General features: G+C 37.6%; 14 protein-coding genes and 1 other annotated feature. Of the genes, 12 read left to right on the plus strand and 2 right to left on the minus strand.

All coding sequences use genetic code 11. From position 1 onward, the window contains the following. Positions 1 to 2 precede the first annotated feature (2 nt). From opp4B to NST66_RS02090, 4 genes are all read left to right on the plus strand, one after another. The gene (gene opp4B / locus NST66_RS02075) at positions 3 to 968 is read left to right on the plus strand and encodes an oligopeptide ABC transporter permease (RefSeq protein ID WP_013055410.1); all 966 of its coding nucleotides are present in this window, start codon (positions 3 to 5) and stop codon (positions 966 to 968) included. 11 nt (positions 969 to 979) lie between these two features. Beyond that, complete coding sequence (gene opp4C / locus NST66_RS02080; protein ID WP_013081753.1) at positions 980 to 1894, plus strand: oligopeptide ABC transporter permease; 915 nt, start codon at positions 980 to 982, stop codon at positions 1892 to 1894. Between the two features lie 112 nt (positions 1895 to 2006). Then, positions 2007 to 2165, plus strand: a complete 159-nt coding sequence (locus NST66_RS02085) for a hypothetical protein (RefSeq protein ID WP_155017005.1) — start codon at positions 2007 to 2009, stop codon at positions 2163 to 2165. 28 nt (positions 2166 to 2193) lie between these two features. After that, complete coding sequence (locus NST66_RS02090) at positions 2194 to 2943, plus strand: YjbA family protein (protein ID WP_028412368.1); 750 nt, start codon at positions 2194 to 2196, stop codon at positions 2941 to 2943. A gap of 27 nt (positions 2944 to 2970) precedes the next feature. Here the strand turns inward: NST66_RS02090 and trpS are convergent, their stop codons facing one another. Next, a complete protein-coding gene (gene trpS, locus NST66_RS02095) occupies positions 2971 to 3960 on the minus strand; it encodes a tryptophan--tRNA ligase (RefSeq protein ID WP_028412367.1) in 990 nt (329 codons plus the stop codon). A gap of 76 nt (positions 3961 to 4036) precedes the next feature. Then, positions 4037 to 4241: a binding site (T-box leader), on the minus strand. A gap of 666 nt (positions 4242 to 4907) precedes the next feature. Between trpS and NST66_RS02100 the strand changes: the two genes are divergently transcribed. The 5 genes from NST66_RS02100 (at position 4908) to NST66_RS02120 (ending at position 10520) form a co-directional block, all read left to right on the plus strand. Next, positions 4908 to 6554 carry a peptide ABC transporter substrate-binding protein gene (locus tag NST66_RS02100; RefSeq protein ID WP_014461587.1) on the plus strand — a complete coding sequence of 549 codons (1647 nt, stop codon included), beginning with the start codon at positions 4908 to 4910 and terminating at the stop codon, positions 6552 to 6554. 97 nt (positions 6555 to 6651) lie between these two features. After that, positions 6652 to 7587 carry an ABC transporter permease gene (locus tag NST66_RS02105; RefSeq protein ID WP_013055415.1) on the plus strand — a complete coding sequence of 312 codons (936 nt, stop codon included), beginning with the start codon at positions 6652 to 6654 and terminating at the stop codon, positions 7585 to 7587. A gap of 2 nt (positions 7588 to 7589) precedes the next feature. After that, on the plus strand, positions 7590 to 8516 hold the full coding sequence (locus NST66_RS02110; protein ID WP_014461585.1) for an ABC transporter permease: 927 nt from the start codon (positions 7590 to 7592) through the stop codon (positions 8514 to 8516). A 14-nt stretch (positions 8517 to 8530) separates the two neighbouring features. Further along, complete coding sequence (locus NST66_RS02115) at positions 8531 to 9601, plus strand: ABC transporter ATP-binding protein (protein WP_028407470.1); 1071 nt, start codon at positions 8531 to 8533, stop codon at positions 9599 to 9601. Between the two features lies 1 nt (position 9602). Further along, the gene (locus NST66_RS02120) at positions 9603 to 10520 is read left to right on the plus strand and encodes an ABC transporter ATP-binding protein (protein WP_028412364.1); all 918 of its coding nucleotides are present in this window, start codon (positions 9603 to 9605) and stop codon (positions 10518 to 10520) included. Between the two features lie 280 nt (positions 10521 to 10800). On the opposite strand, the gene NST66_RS02125 is transcribed toward NST66_RS02120, so the two are convergent. After that, complete coding sequence (locus NST66_RS02125; protein WP_028412363.1) at positions 10801 to 11376, minus strand: GNAT family N-acetyltransferase; 576 nt, start codon at positions 11374 to 11376, stop codon at positions 10801 to 10803. Between the two features lie 435 nt (positions 11377 to 11811). On the opposite strand from NST66_RS02125, the gene NST66_RS02130 reads away from it, so the two are divergent. From NST66_RS02130 to spxA, 3 genes are all read left to right on the plus strand, one after another. Further along, positions 11812 to 13176, plus strand: coding sequence for an amino acid permease (locus NST66_RS02130; protein ID WP_028412362.1), 1365 nt, complete (start codon positions 11812 to 11814; stop codon positions 13174 to 13176). A 487-nt stretch (positions 13177 to 13663) separates the two neighbouring features. Further along, a complete protein-coding gene (locus tag NST66_RS02135; protein ID WP_034267651.1) occupies positions 13664 to 15067 on the plus strand; it encodes an amino acid permease in 1404 nt (467 codons plus the stop codon). A gap of 418 nt (positions 15068 to 15485) precedes the next feature. Next, complete coding sequence (gene spxA / locus NST66_RS02140; RefSeq protein ID WP_013055422.1) at positions 15486 to 15884, plus strand: transcriptional regulator SpxA; 399 nt, start codon at positions 15486 to 15488, stop codon at positions 15882 to 15884. Positions 15885 to 16028 lie beyond the last annotated feature (144 nt).

Below are 16028 nucleotides of genomic sequence, written 5' to 3' on the forward strand. Positions count from 1 at the left end.
CGATGCTGCAATACTCACTAAGACGTATTTTAGGGATGATTCCAATGTTGATTCTGATCTCCTTTGTTGTGTTTTCCCTGGCAAAAATGATGCCAGGGGACCCTTTTGGGGGAGAAATCAACCCCAGTAATACAGATCCAAAATACATTGAGGAAATGCGTGATAAGCTAGGATATAACGATCCTATCTACGTTCAATATTGGAACTGGGTAAAGGGAGTGGCACAAGGAGATTTAGGAAAGTCAACAACTCATAAGTTACCGACATTAGATATTATTTTAGAGCGTATGCCTAATACGATCTTTTTAGCTTTGACTTCGCTTTTGATTACGTATGTGTTTGCATTTATTTTAGGTATGTATGCAGGAAGAAAACCGTATACCTTAGCAGATAACTTTATTGCAGGATATAATTACTTTGCATTAGCGGTTCCATCGTTTATCGCAGGGATCGTAGGCATTTATTTATTTTCCTTTCAGTTAGGCTGGTTTCCGTTTAGCGGTTCTGTTGAAGTAGGATTAAAAGAGGGATCATGGGAATTTATTCAAAGTAGAATTCATCACGTTATATTACCTGCACTGATTCTTGGCTTGATGTCGACCGCGCAGTATACCCAATTTTTGCGCAATGATATTATTGAAAACAGTCGCAAAGATTTTGTGCGCACAGCTAGAGCAAAAGGAACAAAAGAATCTAAAATTTATAATGTTCATATCTTACGCAACTCAATGATTCCTCTTATTACGTTTTTAGGGTTTGATCTTGTAACAATCATTAGCGGTTCTATCATTACAGAGACAATCTTTACGTATCCAGGAATCGGAAAGTTGTTTGTTGACTCTGTAGCAACTCGTGACTACTCAGTTATGATGTCGCTTACAATGCTGTTTTCAATTTTAACACTAGTTGGGAATCTGGTTGCTGATTTGTTATACGGCGTAGCAGATCCGCGTATTCGTTTGGATTAGGAGGAGAAAGTATGGAAATTGTAACGAAAAAAGATGTACAGCCAGAAGTGAATATGAAAGCTCCTAAAAACCTTTCTCCATGGGCGATTGCGCGAAAGAAGTTTGTTAAAAATAAACTAGCTATGATAAGTTTGGCTTTCATGATTGTGATTACGCTTCTTGCCATTTTTGCACCGCTGCTTACAAAAGCAGATATTACACGTATCGACTATATGGCGATGAATGCAGCGCCTTCCAGTGAGCATTGGTTTGGAACGGATACAAATGGTCGAGACGTATTTGCACGTACATTGTATGGAGGAAGAACTTCGTTACTGATTGGAGTTGCTTGTACAACACTCGTTATTTTAATCGGAACTCTTATTGGTTCGATTGCGGGTTATTACGGAGGCAAAGTGGACCAATTCTTAATGCGTTTTACAGACTTTGTCTTAAACTTTCCGCTCATTGTTTTTGTTGTAGTGTTAAATACAATTCTAATTGGAAAAATCTCAGGCGTTTGGACGCTCATCCTAGTTGTTAGTTTCCTAAGCTGGGGAAGTACGGCCCGGCTGGTGCGAAGCAAAGTCTTGGCTGAAAAAGAAAATGAATATGTGCTTTCAGCTGTTTCCATTGGGTGCAGCCCGTTTAAAATCATCTTCAAACATTTGCTGCCAAATGTGTTTTCAACGATTGTGGTTCAAGCCAGTTTGCAGATGGCCATCCTTATCGTGTTTGAGTCAGCGATTAGCTTTATCGGTTTTGGCGTGCCGGCTGATACGCCGAGCTGGGGGAATATGCTGACAGAAGCAAGGGAATCAGATGTGCTGCAGAATAAGCCTTGGATGTGGGTTCCGCCAGGTTTAGCTATTACATTTACGATCCTGGCTATCAACTTCATTGGTGAAGGATTAAAAGATGCTTTAAATCCAAAATCTCTTCGTTAAAAATCTATCACAAAAGTGTGATAGGTTTTTTTAGGTTTGTCAGACCTCCTGACAAACCTATTACTATAGAAGAAACTCGGATTTTTTCTGCTTATAGGGGTGGATATAGTTCATGAAGCCTGTAGCAATCATTAGCACTGGCGTTATGTCTGAGCTTCGAAATAAGTGCATTTGCATAATAACCAAAAACGAAGGTATTTTACAATTAATTTTTAGAAAAATAACATCATTTGGAATAAAAATTCCTTTCTCTGCCTATACTGATGGATAACAAACAGATAGTAAGTGAGGGGTAAATTATGCTATATCTTCATGATGTATGGGTTAATTGGTTTGAAGGCGAAGAAAACGGTTATAATGTGTGTCATTTCCATGAGTGGAGAAAAGACGATTGTGTAGAACTGCTCGATCAAGCACCGTTATTAAAAGTAAATCCGCTTTTATTTCATTACATTGAAAATGATCTTTCCGAGCTACCTCAACAACTACTACAAGATGTCTATCAGAAAGCATACATTCGGAAAAATCATGAGCGCACGCAGGTTGAATATTGTTTTATTGTTACAGATGGAACGAATATTTTAGCAATTGATACGATGGGCTATCATATCCCAATTCGAAAAAGCCGCTTAATTCCAAGACAAGAACAGTTAGTTTATGAGATGATTGCGGATCAAGAAGAGCTAGAATATAAGTTCAGTGAAGACGAGCTAACTAAAAAAGAGCATCATATTCTTTCGCCGTCTCCTGAAACGATGAGAGGGCTAACACGTAAAGAACGTCAGCTAAAACAGCTGTTATTTATGGCACTTGATCAGCTACATACAACAAAAAATACAGCTCAAATCCGCTACTGGTACACAGAGTGGAATCCAACGAAATACGAAGACATTCAAGAGATGCCGTTTCAAGACGTATGGAATCAGCTATACGATGAAACGAAGTCAGGGTGGTCACCGAAACATAAATTATTATGCGAGCGCTTAGTAAAAGGACAACCTTTCTTTGAAAAACTTTGGGAAATTGAACAAGAGCCAAAAGTGAATTAAAAAAACGACTGCATAGCAGTCGTTTTTTTAACGTTTACGGCCAATTCCCATTGCGTTTCGCATTTTGCGAAGCATTTTATTAGCCGTTGCATTTGCTTTATCGGCACCTTGATCTAAAATATCATCTAACTCGCTAGAATCAACTAATTCATAATATCTTTCTTGAATTGGAGCAAGTGCTTCAGCTACTACTTTAGCTGTGTCAGCTTTAAAGTCACCATAACCTTTGCCTTCGTACATTGCTTCAATGTCTTCGATTGATTTATTTGCTAGGATTGAATAAATGCTTAATAAGTTTGAAATACCTGGCTTATTTTCTTTATCGTAGCGAACAATACCTTCTGAATCCGTTACGGCACTTTTGATTTTCTTTTCAATCGTTTTAGCGTCATCCAAGAGCGTAATAAAAGCTTTTTGGTTTGGATCGGACTTGCTCATTTTTTTCGTAGGATCTTGAAGAGACATGACGCGTGCGCCCACTTTTGGAATACGTACTTCGGGAATAGTGAAGATATCATTGTATTTTTTGTTAAAGCGCTCAGCTAAGTCACGCGTTAATTCTAAATGCTGCTTTTGATCTTCACCAACTGGAACCAAATCGGTGTTGTATAAAAGAATATCAGCTGCCATTAGTGGAGGATAAGTTAATAATCCTGCTGATACTGCTTCTTTTCCAGCGGACTTATCTTTAAACTGAGTCATACGCTCAAGTTCACCGATATACGCTACGCACTGTAACATCCATCCTGCTTCCGTGTGGGCGGGCACTTCTGATTGAATAAATAAAGTTGATTTTGCTGGATCAATTCCTACTGCTACATACAGAGCAGCAAGGCTGCGAATGTTTTTACGAAGTGCTAAACGGTCTTGAGGCGCTGTAATTGCATGCTGATCTACAATACAAAAATGACAGTTATAGTCATGTTGAAGTTCAACAAATTGCTTCATCGCTCCAATGTAGTTACCTAAAGTGATTGTACCGCTTGGTTGAATACCTGAAAAAATTGTTTTCATCAAATCTTCCTTTCATCTGCACATATATGATGCTAGTTTACGTATACAACATAAAAAGGCCCATCCGCTCCTAGCATAAGCTAGGGGCGAATGGACCGCGTTGCCACCCTAATTAGCACACATTATTGTGAACTATCTTTATTCATGTAACGTTGAGATCAACGTTCAAGCTTTGCACTTGAAAGCTCCAAAGTCCATTCTGCAGGTTTCAATGTTTGTTCTCACCAGCCACAAACTCTCTAAAAATGAAAATTCTGCATACTACTCTTTTTCACAGCTTTAATTATATAGTTATTCGTTATTATAACGCGAAAAAGCAGGAATTTAAACATCTTATCGCTAAAAAGTTTTATAAGACAATTTACTGGAATTTTTCTTCGGCAAAAAAAGACAAGAACCTTTTAATTAAAGCATTTCTTGATGAAAATTTGGTGGAGGATTTGGTAAAAATCTTTTATTTAGTATTTCTAATGCCTTTGTAATACTATTGTAATACCTATACTACAAAAAAGATTTTAGACGTCTGACAAGTAGGCACAATCCTTATAAGATAAGGTTTTTTCCCTCATGACAAAAAAATACCATTAAATAATAGTATTGCAATAAATTTTTAAAATATTTATAATAGGCGTAACAAACATATTTTTTACAAAGGTATTACAATTTCTTAATTTTTCAGAAAAAACAAAATAGCCAATGTTTTGTTTCAATTAGCGAATTTTGTAATGAATGAGTCTTCTACATATTAAGCGCATACATTGGATTTACAGCATGTAAACAATTGATGACAGTTTCATAGGGTAGAAGAATAATTTTGCAGTGAGGTCTTTAGCACTCTACTACGTGAAAAAATAACTGATTATTTTGTATTGAAAGAGGATTAAGAAATTAGTGCATATCAAAAAAATATGGTTGCCACACAAACAAAATTTAATAGGGGGTAACACGCAATGAAGAAAAGGTTGTCAATTCTTTTCAGTTTGCTGCTTGTAATGAGCTTGTTTTTAGCTGCATGTGGATTTAACAAAGAATCTGGTGGCAGTGAAAATGCTAGCAGTGATGGCGGCGACAAGAAAAAAGAGCAAGAGCTTCGCGTAAACATTAAAACTGAGCCTTTCTCACTGAACCCAGGCTTAGCTAATGATTCAACGTCATCAAACGTATTATTACAAACATTTGAAGGTTTAACTCGTATTGGTAAAGATGGGAAACCTGAAAATGCCATGGCGAAAGATGTAAAGGTCAGCGATGATCAAACTAAATATACGTTTACGATTCGCGACGATGCAAAATGGTCAAATGGTGACCCTGTAACAGCAAAAGATTTCGAATATGCATGGAAATGGGCGTTAGATCCTAAAAACGAATCTCAATATGCATATCAATTATACTATGTTAAAAATGCACAGGCTGCTAATGAAGGAAAAGGTTCATTAGATGATGTTGCCGTTAAAGCAACAGATGATAAAACGCTTGAGGTAACATTAGAAAACCCAACGCCATATTTCTTAGAATTAACAGCTTTCTATACGTACTTCCCAGTGAATACGAAAATTGCTGAATCAAATGAAAAATGGTACACAAATGCAGGCGAAAACTATACGTCAAACGGTCCTTTCAAGCTTAAAACTTGGAAACATAACGACAAAATTGAGTTAGTTCCTAATGAAAACTATTGGGATAAAGATGCTGTAAAACTTAAAAAAGTTGAAATGTACATGATCAATGATAACAACACTGAACTTTCAATGTTCAAAAACGGTGAATTAGACTGGGCGGGTATGCCTACCGGTCAATTACCAGCTGATGCACTTCCTGAATTAAAGAAAGACGGTTCATTAAACATTCAAGAGATTGCAGGTACTTACTGGTACAAGTTTAATACAGAACAAAAACCTTTAGACAACGTGAACATTCGTAAAGCATTAGCTTATGCAATTGATCGTAAAGGTATTACAGAACAAATTACAAAAGACGGTTCAGTTCCAGCGATGGCGGCTGTACCACCAACAATGTTTGAAGATAACAAAAAAGGCTACTTCAAAGACAATGATGTGAAAAAAGCAAAAGAATATTTAGAAAAAGGCTTGAAAGAAATGGGCCTTAAAGATGCTTCAGAACTACCAGCAATTAAGGTTTCATACAACACGGATGAAAAACATGCAAAAATTGCACAAGCTGTTCAAGATATGTGGAAGAAAAACCTTGGTATTAAAGTACAGTTAGACAACTCTGAGTGGGCTGTTTACATTGAAAAGTTACACCAAGGAGATTATCAAGTTGGGCGTATGGGCTGGTTAGGAGACTTTAACGATCCAATCAACTTCCTAGAGTTATTCCGTGACAAAAAAGGCGGAAACAATGATACAAACTGGGAAAATCCAGAATATAAAAAGTTATTAATTGACTCTCAAAAAGAAACAGATCCTAAAAAACGTCAGGCAATGTTGAAAAAAGCAGAAGGTATCTTCATGGATGAAATGCCAGTGGCACCAATCTACTTCTACACAAATGCTTGGGTACAAGACAAGCAGCTGAAAGATGTTGTGATGTCTGGTCTTGGAGACATTCAGATTAAGTGGGCTCATTTTGAGTAAGTAACATCAATTATGACAAAGGGTATATGGGGCCTGGTGCTCCATATACTTTTCTTTCTTGTGCGCGAATTTTGTAAAAATATGGAGGTGTGTCAGGGTGTTCAAATATATAGGAAAACGACTTATTTATATGTTTCTATCATTATGGCTGATCGTAACAGCGACCTTTTTCTTAATGCGTGCTGTTCCAGGAGGTCCATTCACATCAGAAAAGCAGCTTCCCCCTGAAATTCAAAAAAATCTAAATCAGTATTACGGTTTAGATCAGCCTTGGTACCATCAGTACTTTGATTACTTAACATCAATTTTAAAGTGGGATTTTGGTCCATCTTTCAAATATAAAGGCCAAACGGTAAATGATTTGATTAACGGCGGATTCCCTGTTTCATTCATGCTAGGGATGGAAGCTATTTTAATAGCGATTGCTATTGGCGTAGTACTAGGTGTTATTGCTGCTTTAAAACATAATAAGTGGCAAGATTACACGGCGATGGTTATTGCAGTTCTAGGAATCTCAGTTCCAAGTTTTATCATGGCAGCGGTATTACAATACGTTCTGGCTATGAAACTACAAATTTTTCCGGTTGCACGCTGGGAATCTTGGGCACACACGGTGTTACCAGCTCTCGCGCTTGCTTCAACCCCTATGGCGTTTATCGCACGATTAACTCGGTCGAGTATGCTTGAAGTATTAAGCAATGATTATATTCGTACAGCGAAAGCAAAAGGTTTAAGCAGAGGCGTTATTACAGTTAAGCACGCCATGCGAAATGCGATGCTTCCAGTCGTATCCTATATGGGACCTTTAGTAGCAGGGATTTTAACGGGTAGCTTTGTTATTGAAAAAATATTTGGTATCCCGGGATTAGGTTCACACTTTGTACTCAGTATCTCAAACCGAGATTATACAACGATTATGGGCGTAACGGTGTTCTACAGTATTTTACTACTTTTTTGTATCTTGCTTGTAGATATTGCATACGGCTTCATTGACCCTCGAATTAAACTTACAGGTGCTAAGAAAGGAGAGTAACTATGCAGCAACTTCCGAAAATTCCTAAAGAAATGTTTGAAACAGCAGGGATTGACCACGCTCAGGCAGAAAAGATTGAAAAACCGAGTCTTTCATTCTGGCAAGATGTTTTTATTCGTTTTCGCAAAAATAAGCTTGCTATGTTTGGTGTAGTACTAATGGTTCTCCTTGTTTTTATGGCTATATTTGGTCCATTGATGGTGAAATATGATTATGCAACCAATGATTTGCTGAATGCTAATCAGGCTCCATCTTCTGAGCACTGGTTTGGTACAGATGAATTAGGGCGTGATGTTTTTGCTCGTACGTGGGAAGGCGCTCGTATTTCATTATTTATCGGGTTAGCAGCAGCTTTAATTGATTTATTCATCGGCGTAGTTTGGGGAAGCATCTCTGGATACCGCGGCGGCCGTACGGATGAAACAATGATGCGTGTTGCGGATATCTTATATGGTGTTCCTTACCTTTTACTGGTTATTATTTTAATGGTTATGCTTGGCCAAGGGTTAGGTACGATGATCTTGGCGATGACCATTACCGGCTGGATTAACATGGCCCGTATTGTACGTGGACAAGTATTGCAGTTGAAAAACCAAGAGTACGTAATGGCTTCACAAACATTAGGAGCAACAACAAAGCGTATTTTATTTAAACATCTTATTCCGAATGCAACAGGTCCAATTTTAGTAACAATGACACTAACGATTCCTTCAGCAATCTTTACAGAAGCATTTTTAAGCTACTTGGGACTAGGCGTTCCGGCACCGCTTGCAAGCTGGGGAACAATGGCTTCAGAAGGCTTACCTGCTTTGGAATACTATCCTTGGCGCTTATTTTTCCCAGGTTTGTTTATCTGTTTAACAATCTTAGCGTTCAACGTAATTGGTGATGGATTACGAGATGCGTTAGATCCAAAACTACGTAAGTAAGGAAGTGAACTCATATGTCACGTTTATTAGAAGTAAAAAATTTAGCTGTATCATTTAAAACATATGGCGGAGAAGTTCAAGCTGTTCGCGGCGTTAACTTCCACTTAAATAAAGGTGAAACGCTAGCAATTGTTGGTGAGTCAGGATCTGGTAAAAGTGTAACTTCACAAACAATCATGCGCCTTATCCCGATGCCTCCTGGCCGAATTAAAAGCGGTGAAATGCTGTTTGACGGCATTGATTTAGCAAAGAAGACGGATAAAGAAATGGAAGCTATTCGCGGTAAGGATATCGGTATGATTTTCCAAGATCCGATGACTTCTTTAAATCCAACAATGAAGGTTGGAGCTCAAATTGGTGAAGTCGTAATCAAGCATTCCAAAGTATCTAAAGCGGAAGCGAAAAAACGTGCAGTCGAGTTATTAACGCTTGTAGGCATTCCTTTTCCAGAACAGCGTGTGAATCAATATCCGCATGAATTCAGCGGAGGGATGAGACAGCGTGTTGTCATTGCGATGGCTCTTGCTTCTAATCCGAAATTACTGATTGCTGATGAACCAACAACGGCGCTTGATGTAACAATTCAAGCTCAAATTTTAGAGTTGATGAAAGACATTCAGAAAAAAACGGATACATCTATTATCTTTATCACCCATGATCTTGGTGTAGTAGCAAATGTAGCAGATCGAGTAGCCGTTATGTACGCTGGTCAAATTGTTGAAACGGGCACAGTGGATGAAGTGTTTTACGACCCAAAACATCCGTATACGTGGGGACTCCTAGCTTCTATGCCAAGCTTAGATAACGAGGCGGAAGAAGAGCTGGCTGCTATTCCTGGAACGCCGCCAGATTTAACGAATCCTCCAAAGGGAGATGCATTTGCAGCGCGAAATCCGTACGCAATGAAAATTGATTTTGAGCAAGAACCTCCAATGTTCAAAATATCGGATACGCACTATGCAAAAACATGGCTCTTACATCCGGATGCACCAAAAGTAGAGCCGCCTGCTTCAGTTCAGCGCCGCATGCGTAAAGTTGATAATGTATACAGTACACCTGTACTCGTAGCGAAGGATGGTGAATAACATGACAGATAAATTATTAGAGATTAAAGGCTTAAAGCAACATTTTTTCACAAGTAAAGGAACAATTAAAGCGGTTGATGGTCTGACGTTTGACATCTTCCGCGGAGAGACGTTAGGTCTTGTAGGTGAATCTGGTTGCGGAAAGTCAACGACAGGCAGAACGATTATTCGTTTATATGACGCTACTAGCGGTGAGGTGCTATTTAATGGCGAAAATGTACATGGTCGCAAATCTCGCTCGGAGCTTAAAAAATTCAATCGTAAAATGCAAATGATTTTCCAAGATCCATATGCGTCACTTAACCCTCGTATGACCGTAGCAGATATCATAGCAGAAGGCATTGACATCCACGGTTTAGCTAAGACGAGAAAAGAGCGTATGGCAAAGGTTCACGAGCTTCTTGAAACAGTGGGGCTCAACAAAGAACATGCAAATCGCTATCCACATGAGTTTAGTGGCGGCCAGCGTCAGCGTATCGGTATCGCAAGAGCACTGGCAGTAGAACCTGATTTTATCATCGCAGATGAACCAATCTCAGCTTTGGATGTATCTATACAAGCTCAAGTTGTTAACTTAATGAAGAAGTTACAGCGTGAACGTGGACTAACCTATTTATTTATCGCCCATGATTTGTCAATGGTAAAATACATTAGTGACCGCATCGGCGTGATGTACAGAGGTAAGATTGTAGAGCTTGCACCAAGTGATGAACTTTATCGAAACCCTGTTCATCCATATACAAAAGCGTTACTTTCAGCTATTCCGCTTCCCGATCCTGACAGTGAAAAAACGCGTCAGCGCAAAATTTATGATCCAAGTATCCATGATTATAACGGTGAAGAACCGGAGCTTAGAGAAGTATCTCCAGGTCACTACGTGTCTTGTTCTCAAGCAGAGTTTGCCGCATATACAACCTAACAAAAACGATCTCACAACGAGGTCGTTTTTTATTTAGTTATCAAAGAACGCTAAACTTTAAATTGGAAAAAACATGTAAGAACAAGTGACATTAGCGCTTTACAGGTATTATACAATACAGGATTAGAAAATACTATTAAAAATTTTCAGAATTTTATATTTAAGACAAAATATCTATGTTAAAACCTTATAACTAAAGGAATATAAGTGATTAATAATGTTGTGTGTTGAATAATAATTCAGAAATATAAAAGAAGGTAGACGTATGCCTACCTTCTTTTTATAAATCTGCTAAGATATCGCCGTCTTTACGATTTTTGTCAATTTTTAACACTTGATCTGCCGGCTGATAAGACGCACCATATATTTCTTTGTCTTTGTAAGTATGAATTAACTCGTACGTTTTTTTCATTTTATTTAAAATGCTTTCCTCTGTTTCAGAGGTAGGAGACCAGTATAGAATTTCCATCTGATTAACTTCATTTGTAGCTAATGAGCGGCGGTTATAGCCGATTGTTTGAGCATGCTTAAAGTCTGCACGTTTATAAAAATGCAGTCTTTTTGCTGAGTCTGAATCTTTATAGTCTATAGGCTCTACTTCTAGGATAATTGGTTTGTTATGTTGTTTTAACTCATCAATTAATTTACCGCCAAGCCCTTGACCTCTAGCGTCTTTTGAAACAAAGAGGTAATCAATAAAGATAAATTGGTCTGTTTCCACGTACATTAATACGTGATGAGGTCCTTCATTTTTATGATAAATATCGCTGCGTTCTTGTAAAAGCGTTTCGATATGCTTCTTTGATTTCATTTCTTCAATGGGAAAATATTGACTTAGTTTTTCATACCAATTCATAGCACCCTCCTACTGATCTTTTCATGATGATGTTCATAATAGTGTTTAAACAGTTATCTTATCTTTACCCTTTTTAGGGAAAAGTAAGCATCTATAATTGAAAATAAGGAAAAATAATAGATTTATTATTCTTAATAGTTAGAAAATTATAGTGGAATAAGAACATATAATGTAAAAAATGGTTTTTATTATATTTTTATTGTAAGTTTATTTGTGAAAATCACAAAAAACTATCGCATTTTTTGTGATTTTTGATAAAATGAACAAAGTGAAGTTTTTTTAATATTGTATTTTATAGATGTGATAGCGGTAAAAATGCAGGTGTGGAACTTGCAATATCAGATTTTTAGTACATACACTGCCTAGAATTATTTGTTTGAAAAATAAGTTAATTAGCCGCTATTAAATGAAATGGACATGTTAGGAGAGAGAATTATGCAAGGGAACACGCAAGAAAAAGAATTAAGCCGTGGACTTGAGGAAAGACATATTAGCTTAATGTCTTTAGGCGCAGCTATCGGAGTTGGACTGTTTTTAGGTTCTGCATCCGCTATTCGGTTAGCAGGTCCTGGTATTCTTATCATGTATGGAATCAGTGGTCTTATTATGTTTTTTATTATGAGAGCGTTAGGTGAAATGGCAGTACAAAATCCAGTAGCCGGTTCTTTTAGTAAGTATGCTAACGATTATTTGGGACCACTCGCTGGTTATTTAACAGGCTGGAACTACTGGTTTATGTGGATTATTACATGTATGGCTGAAATTACAGCCGTTGGAGTATATATGGATTTTTGGTTCCCGGGTGTGCCCCAGTGGATATGGGCACTTGCAGCGCTCGTTATCATGACAGGCGTTAACTTTTTAGCTGTAAAAGCATATGGTGAACTAGAGTTTTGGTTTTCTCTTATTAAAGTAGTAACGATTATCCTTATGATTGTGCTTGGTCTAGGCATGATTATCTTTGGAATTGGAAATGGCGGCATTGCAACAGGAATCAGTAATTTATGGAATCACGGTGGCTTTTTCCCGAATGGTATGAAAGGTGTTCTTCTATCACTTCAAATGGTTATGTTTGCTTACCTCGGTATTGAAATGATTGGGGTAACAGCAGGAGAGGTGAAAAATCCGGAAAAGACGTTAACAAAAGCAATTGATAATGTACTGTGGAGAATTTTGATTTTTTACATCGGAGCTTTGTTTGTTATTATGTCTATTTATCCTTGGCCAGAGATCGGAACACAAGGAAGCCCATTTGTTTTAACATTTGATAAAGCTGGAATTCCCGCTGCAGCAGGGATTATAAACTTTGTAGTGTTAACAGCGGCTTTATCTTCTTGTAACAGTGGGATTTTTAGTACAGGCCGTATGTTATTTAATTTAGCTCAGCACGGGGAAGCACCAAAACGCTATGCCAATTTAACAAAAGGCGGCGTGCCTGGTGCAGCAGTTATTGCTTCAGCTGTTGTACTGCTACTCGGAGTTGGCTTAAACTATGTTGTTCCTGATAAGGTGTTCACGTGGGTGACAAGTATCGCTACTATTGGAGCGATTTGGACATGGGGAATTATTTTACTTTCTCAAATTCGCTTCCGCAGAGGATTAAGTGATCAGCAGGTAAGTGATTTAAAATATAAGCTTCCGTTCTTCCCGTATACGTCGTATCTCGCTCTTGCTTTCTTAGCGGGGGTAGTAGTGGTGATGGGTTTCTCCTCTGATACAAGAATAGCCCTTATTGTAGGTCCGATATGGTTTATTTTGTTGGTTATTATTTACTATTCAAAAGGTTTTCATAAAAGATAAAAAATAAGGCTGAGACAAACCTATTTTTGTTGAAGGGAAATCCGAACGCGTTGAATTCTTGATTAAGAATCTAACGCGTTCGGATTTTTTTGTTTGTAGGGTGAACGTAGGTTTACTGTATGTAGGGGCTTCTAGCTGTTGATTGGAGGACAAGGCGAAGACTTCTGCGGGAAAAGCGAGACAGGCTCACCGCCCGCCCGCGGAAAGCGAAGTCTTGCATGGAAATGAACAGCGGTGTCACAAGCGCAATCCACACGAGCTCATATATCCCGTCTGTTCATCTATAGATGAATGGAGTTATGTCTCAGCCGCATTTTTTTCCAAAAGAAAATGAAGGATTTATTATTTCACTTTTTGCTTTAGTGTGCTAATATATTATATTGTTAAACAAATGAAGAAATAAATAATTTCTATGTTTTAATAGATTAGCATCGAGCTTTCTATGTCAAAAGTTTAAGCTTTTAGAAAGCAAAAGGAGACACAGCAAATGAAAGACAAAAAATGGGGACTTTGGTTTTTAACAGCCTTTGTAGTTGGTAATATGGTAGGCGGCGGAGTATTTATGCTTCCTTCTAATTTAGCAAACGTATCAAGTCCAATTGGTTCAACACTTGCTTGGATTGCAACAGGTCTTGGCGTGTTCATGATTGCTCTTGTGTTCGGGAACTTAGTTATGAGAAAGCCTGAATTAAAAGGAGGGCCTCAAAGTTATGCAGCGAACCTTTTTTCATCGCCTAAAGCAGGTAAAGTAGCTGGGTATAGCATGGCTTGGGGTTATTGGGCAGCAAACTGGGCTGCAACAGCATCTGTCATCATATCGTTTGCGGGATATTTAACAACGTTCTTTCCAGTAATGGAGAGTAAGGATATTTTATTTTCAGTCGGAGATTTTCAATTAGAAGCTGGGAAATTTATTACGTTTTTAGTATGTTCTGTTGTATTATGGGGAATTCAAGCTATTTTGCAGCGAGATATCAATAGCGCCGGTAATATTAACTTTATCACAACGGCAGCTAAAATTATTGGATTCGGTTTATTTATTGTTGTGGCGCTATCGCTATTTAGCGCATCCAACCTCGTTAGTACAGAATTTGTTAATTCAAAGGGTATAAATGTAGGATTAGGAAGTCAGGTCAATGGAGCAGCCATTGCTACGCTGTGGGCATTTATCGGAATTGAATCAGCTGTACTGTTATCTAATCGTGCAAAATCACAAAAAGTAGTAAAGAAAGCAACGCTGCTTGGATTATTAATCTCAATGGTTATCTATGTGGGGATTACGCTTCTAGCTATGGGGATTCTTTCGACAGCTCAGCTTCAGCAGTCTCAAAAGCCTTTGGTAGATACGTTAGAAATGGTTATTGGACATAAAGGTGCTTACGTAATGGCCATTTTAGCACTTATATCTTTATTAGGTTCTACTGTTGGATGGATTGTTGTTAGTGCAGAAGTTCCTTATCAAGCAGCAAAATCAGGGTTGTTTCCACAGTGGTTTGCTAAAACGAATCAGAACAATAGTCCAGCCCGCTCACTAACATTAACAAATGGCTTAACACAGTTGTTTTTGTTTGCGACTATTTCAGGCACAGTTTCGCAAGCCTATAATTTCGCTATCGTTGTAGCTACTCTTGCCTATTTAGTTCCTTATTTCGTGACGACAGTTTATCAATTAAAGCTTATTGTGACGGGTGAGACGTACGACACGATTAAAGGATCGCGAGTAAAAGACGGAATTATTGCTTCGTTAGCACTTATTTATTCGCTATGGGTGATTAAGACAGGGACAGCTGATTTAAAAACATTTTTCCTAGGTATTGGATTATTTGTAATCGGGCTTTTACTGTATCCTATCTTAATGAGACGAGGAAAAAACACATCAGCTATTAAATAAATAAGAGATTATCTCAAAAGCTTTGCAGAAAAGTCATTTCTTCTGCAAGGCTTTTTTAGTGACTGAAAAGTTCGAGGAATTTGTGAAAGAAAAAAATAATAAAAAAATGAAACTAATCTACAGGTTTATTCGTAATAGTAGTGTGGTAAATAAATAATGAAGAAAATCGGTAATGAAAATAATGACAGTGAAGGAACGAACTAATGTACTAGTTCACTTTAAAAAGTATATCATTCCGATGAAGTTTATAGTATAATGCAAATAGATATTATTTTTTAAAAGTAATTATAAAGTAGTATCGATTTTCATTATCAGTCATTAAATATTTACACTCGTTGAAGTTTGTATAAAACAACATGATTTACAGTTCATGTTTTGAATGTTATGACCGATTATGATAGAAGGAGTGAAGGAGTAAATGGTTACATTATATACATCACCAAGTTGTACATCTTGTCGTAAAGCGAAAGCTTGGTTAGAGGAAAATGATATTGGATATACAGAGCGTAATATCTTTTCAGAGCCGTTATCAATCGATGAGATTAAAGAAATTTTACGTATGACAGAAGATGGAACAGATGAAATCATTTCAACACGTTCGAAAACTTTCCAAAAACTAGACGTTCAGGTAGACGCTATGCCTTTACAAGATTTGTATGAATTAATTCAGCAAAATCCTGGCTTATTGCGCCGTCCGATTATCATTGATGAAAAACGTCTACAAGTTGGTTATAATGAAGACGAGATCCGTCGTTTCTTACCACGTAAAGTGCGTACTTTCCAACTTCGCGAAGCTCAAAGACTTGTGAATGGTTAATTTTTATATTTGTCTGTTTAAGATTTAAATACGAAACCAACCAAGTAACGTTTGCTTGAAGTTGGTATATAAAAAATAAGCAGCAGGGAGCCAAATGGCCTCTGCTGCTTATTTTTTGTCGAAATAGCAGGGAAAATGAAGTAT

It is taken from the genome of Priestia sp. FSL W8-0524, from assembly GCF_038005965.1.
GTDB lineage: Bacteria > Bacillota > Bacilli > Bacillales > Bacillaceae_H > Priestia > Priestia zanthoxyli.

Coding starts and splice junctions, on each gene's coding strand:
- opp4B (WP_013055410.1), top strand. CDS start 3: ATGCTGCAATACTCACTAAGACGTATTTTAGGGATGATTCCAATGTTG.
- opp4C (WP_013081753.1), top strand. CDS start 980: ATGGAAATTGTAACGAAAAAAGATGTACAGCCAGAAGTGAATATGAAA.
- NST66_RS02085 (WP_155017005.1), top strand. CDS start 2,007: ATGAAGCCTGTAGCAATCATTAGCACTGGCGTTATGTCTGAGCTTCGA.
- NST66_RS02090 (WP_028412368.1), top strand. CDS start 2,194: ATGCTATATCTTCATGATGTATGGGTTAATTGGTTTGAAGGCGAAGAA.
- NST66_RS02100 (WP_014461587.1), top strand. CDS start 4,908: ATGAAGAAAAGGTTGTCAATTCTTTTCAGTTTGCTGCTTGTAATGAGC.
- NST66_RS02110 (WP_014461585.1), top strand. CDS start 7,590: ATGCAGCAACTTCCGAAAATTCCTAAAGAAATGTTTGAAACAGCAGGG.
- NST66_RS02115 (WP_028407470.1), top strand. CDS start 8,531: ATGTCACGTTTATTAGAAGTAAAAAATTTAGCTGTATCATTTAAAACA.
- NST66_RS02120 (WP_028412364.1), top strand. CDS start 9,603: ATGACAGATAAATTATTAGAGATTAAAGGCTTAAAGCAACATTTTTTC.
- NST66_RS02125 (WP_028412363.1), bottom strand. CDS start 11,376: ATGAATTGGTATGAAAAACTAAGTCAATATTTTCCCATTGAAGAAATG.
- NST66_RS02130 (WP_028412362.1), top strand. CDS start 11,812: ATGCAAGGGAACACGCAAGAAAAAGAATTAAGCCGTGGACTTGAGGAA.
- NST66_RS02135 (WP_034267651.1), top strand. CDS start 13,664: ATGAAAGACAAAAAATGGGGACTTTGGTTTTTAACAGCCTTTGTAGTT.
- spxA (WP_013055422.1), top strand. CDS start 15,486: ATGGTTACATTATATACATCACCAAGTTGTACATCTTGTCGTAAAGCG.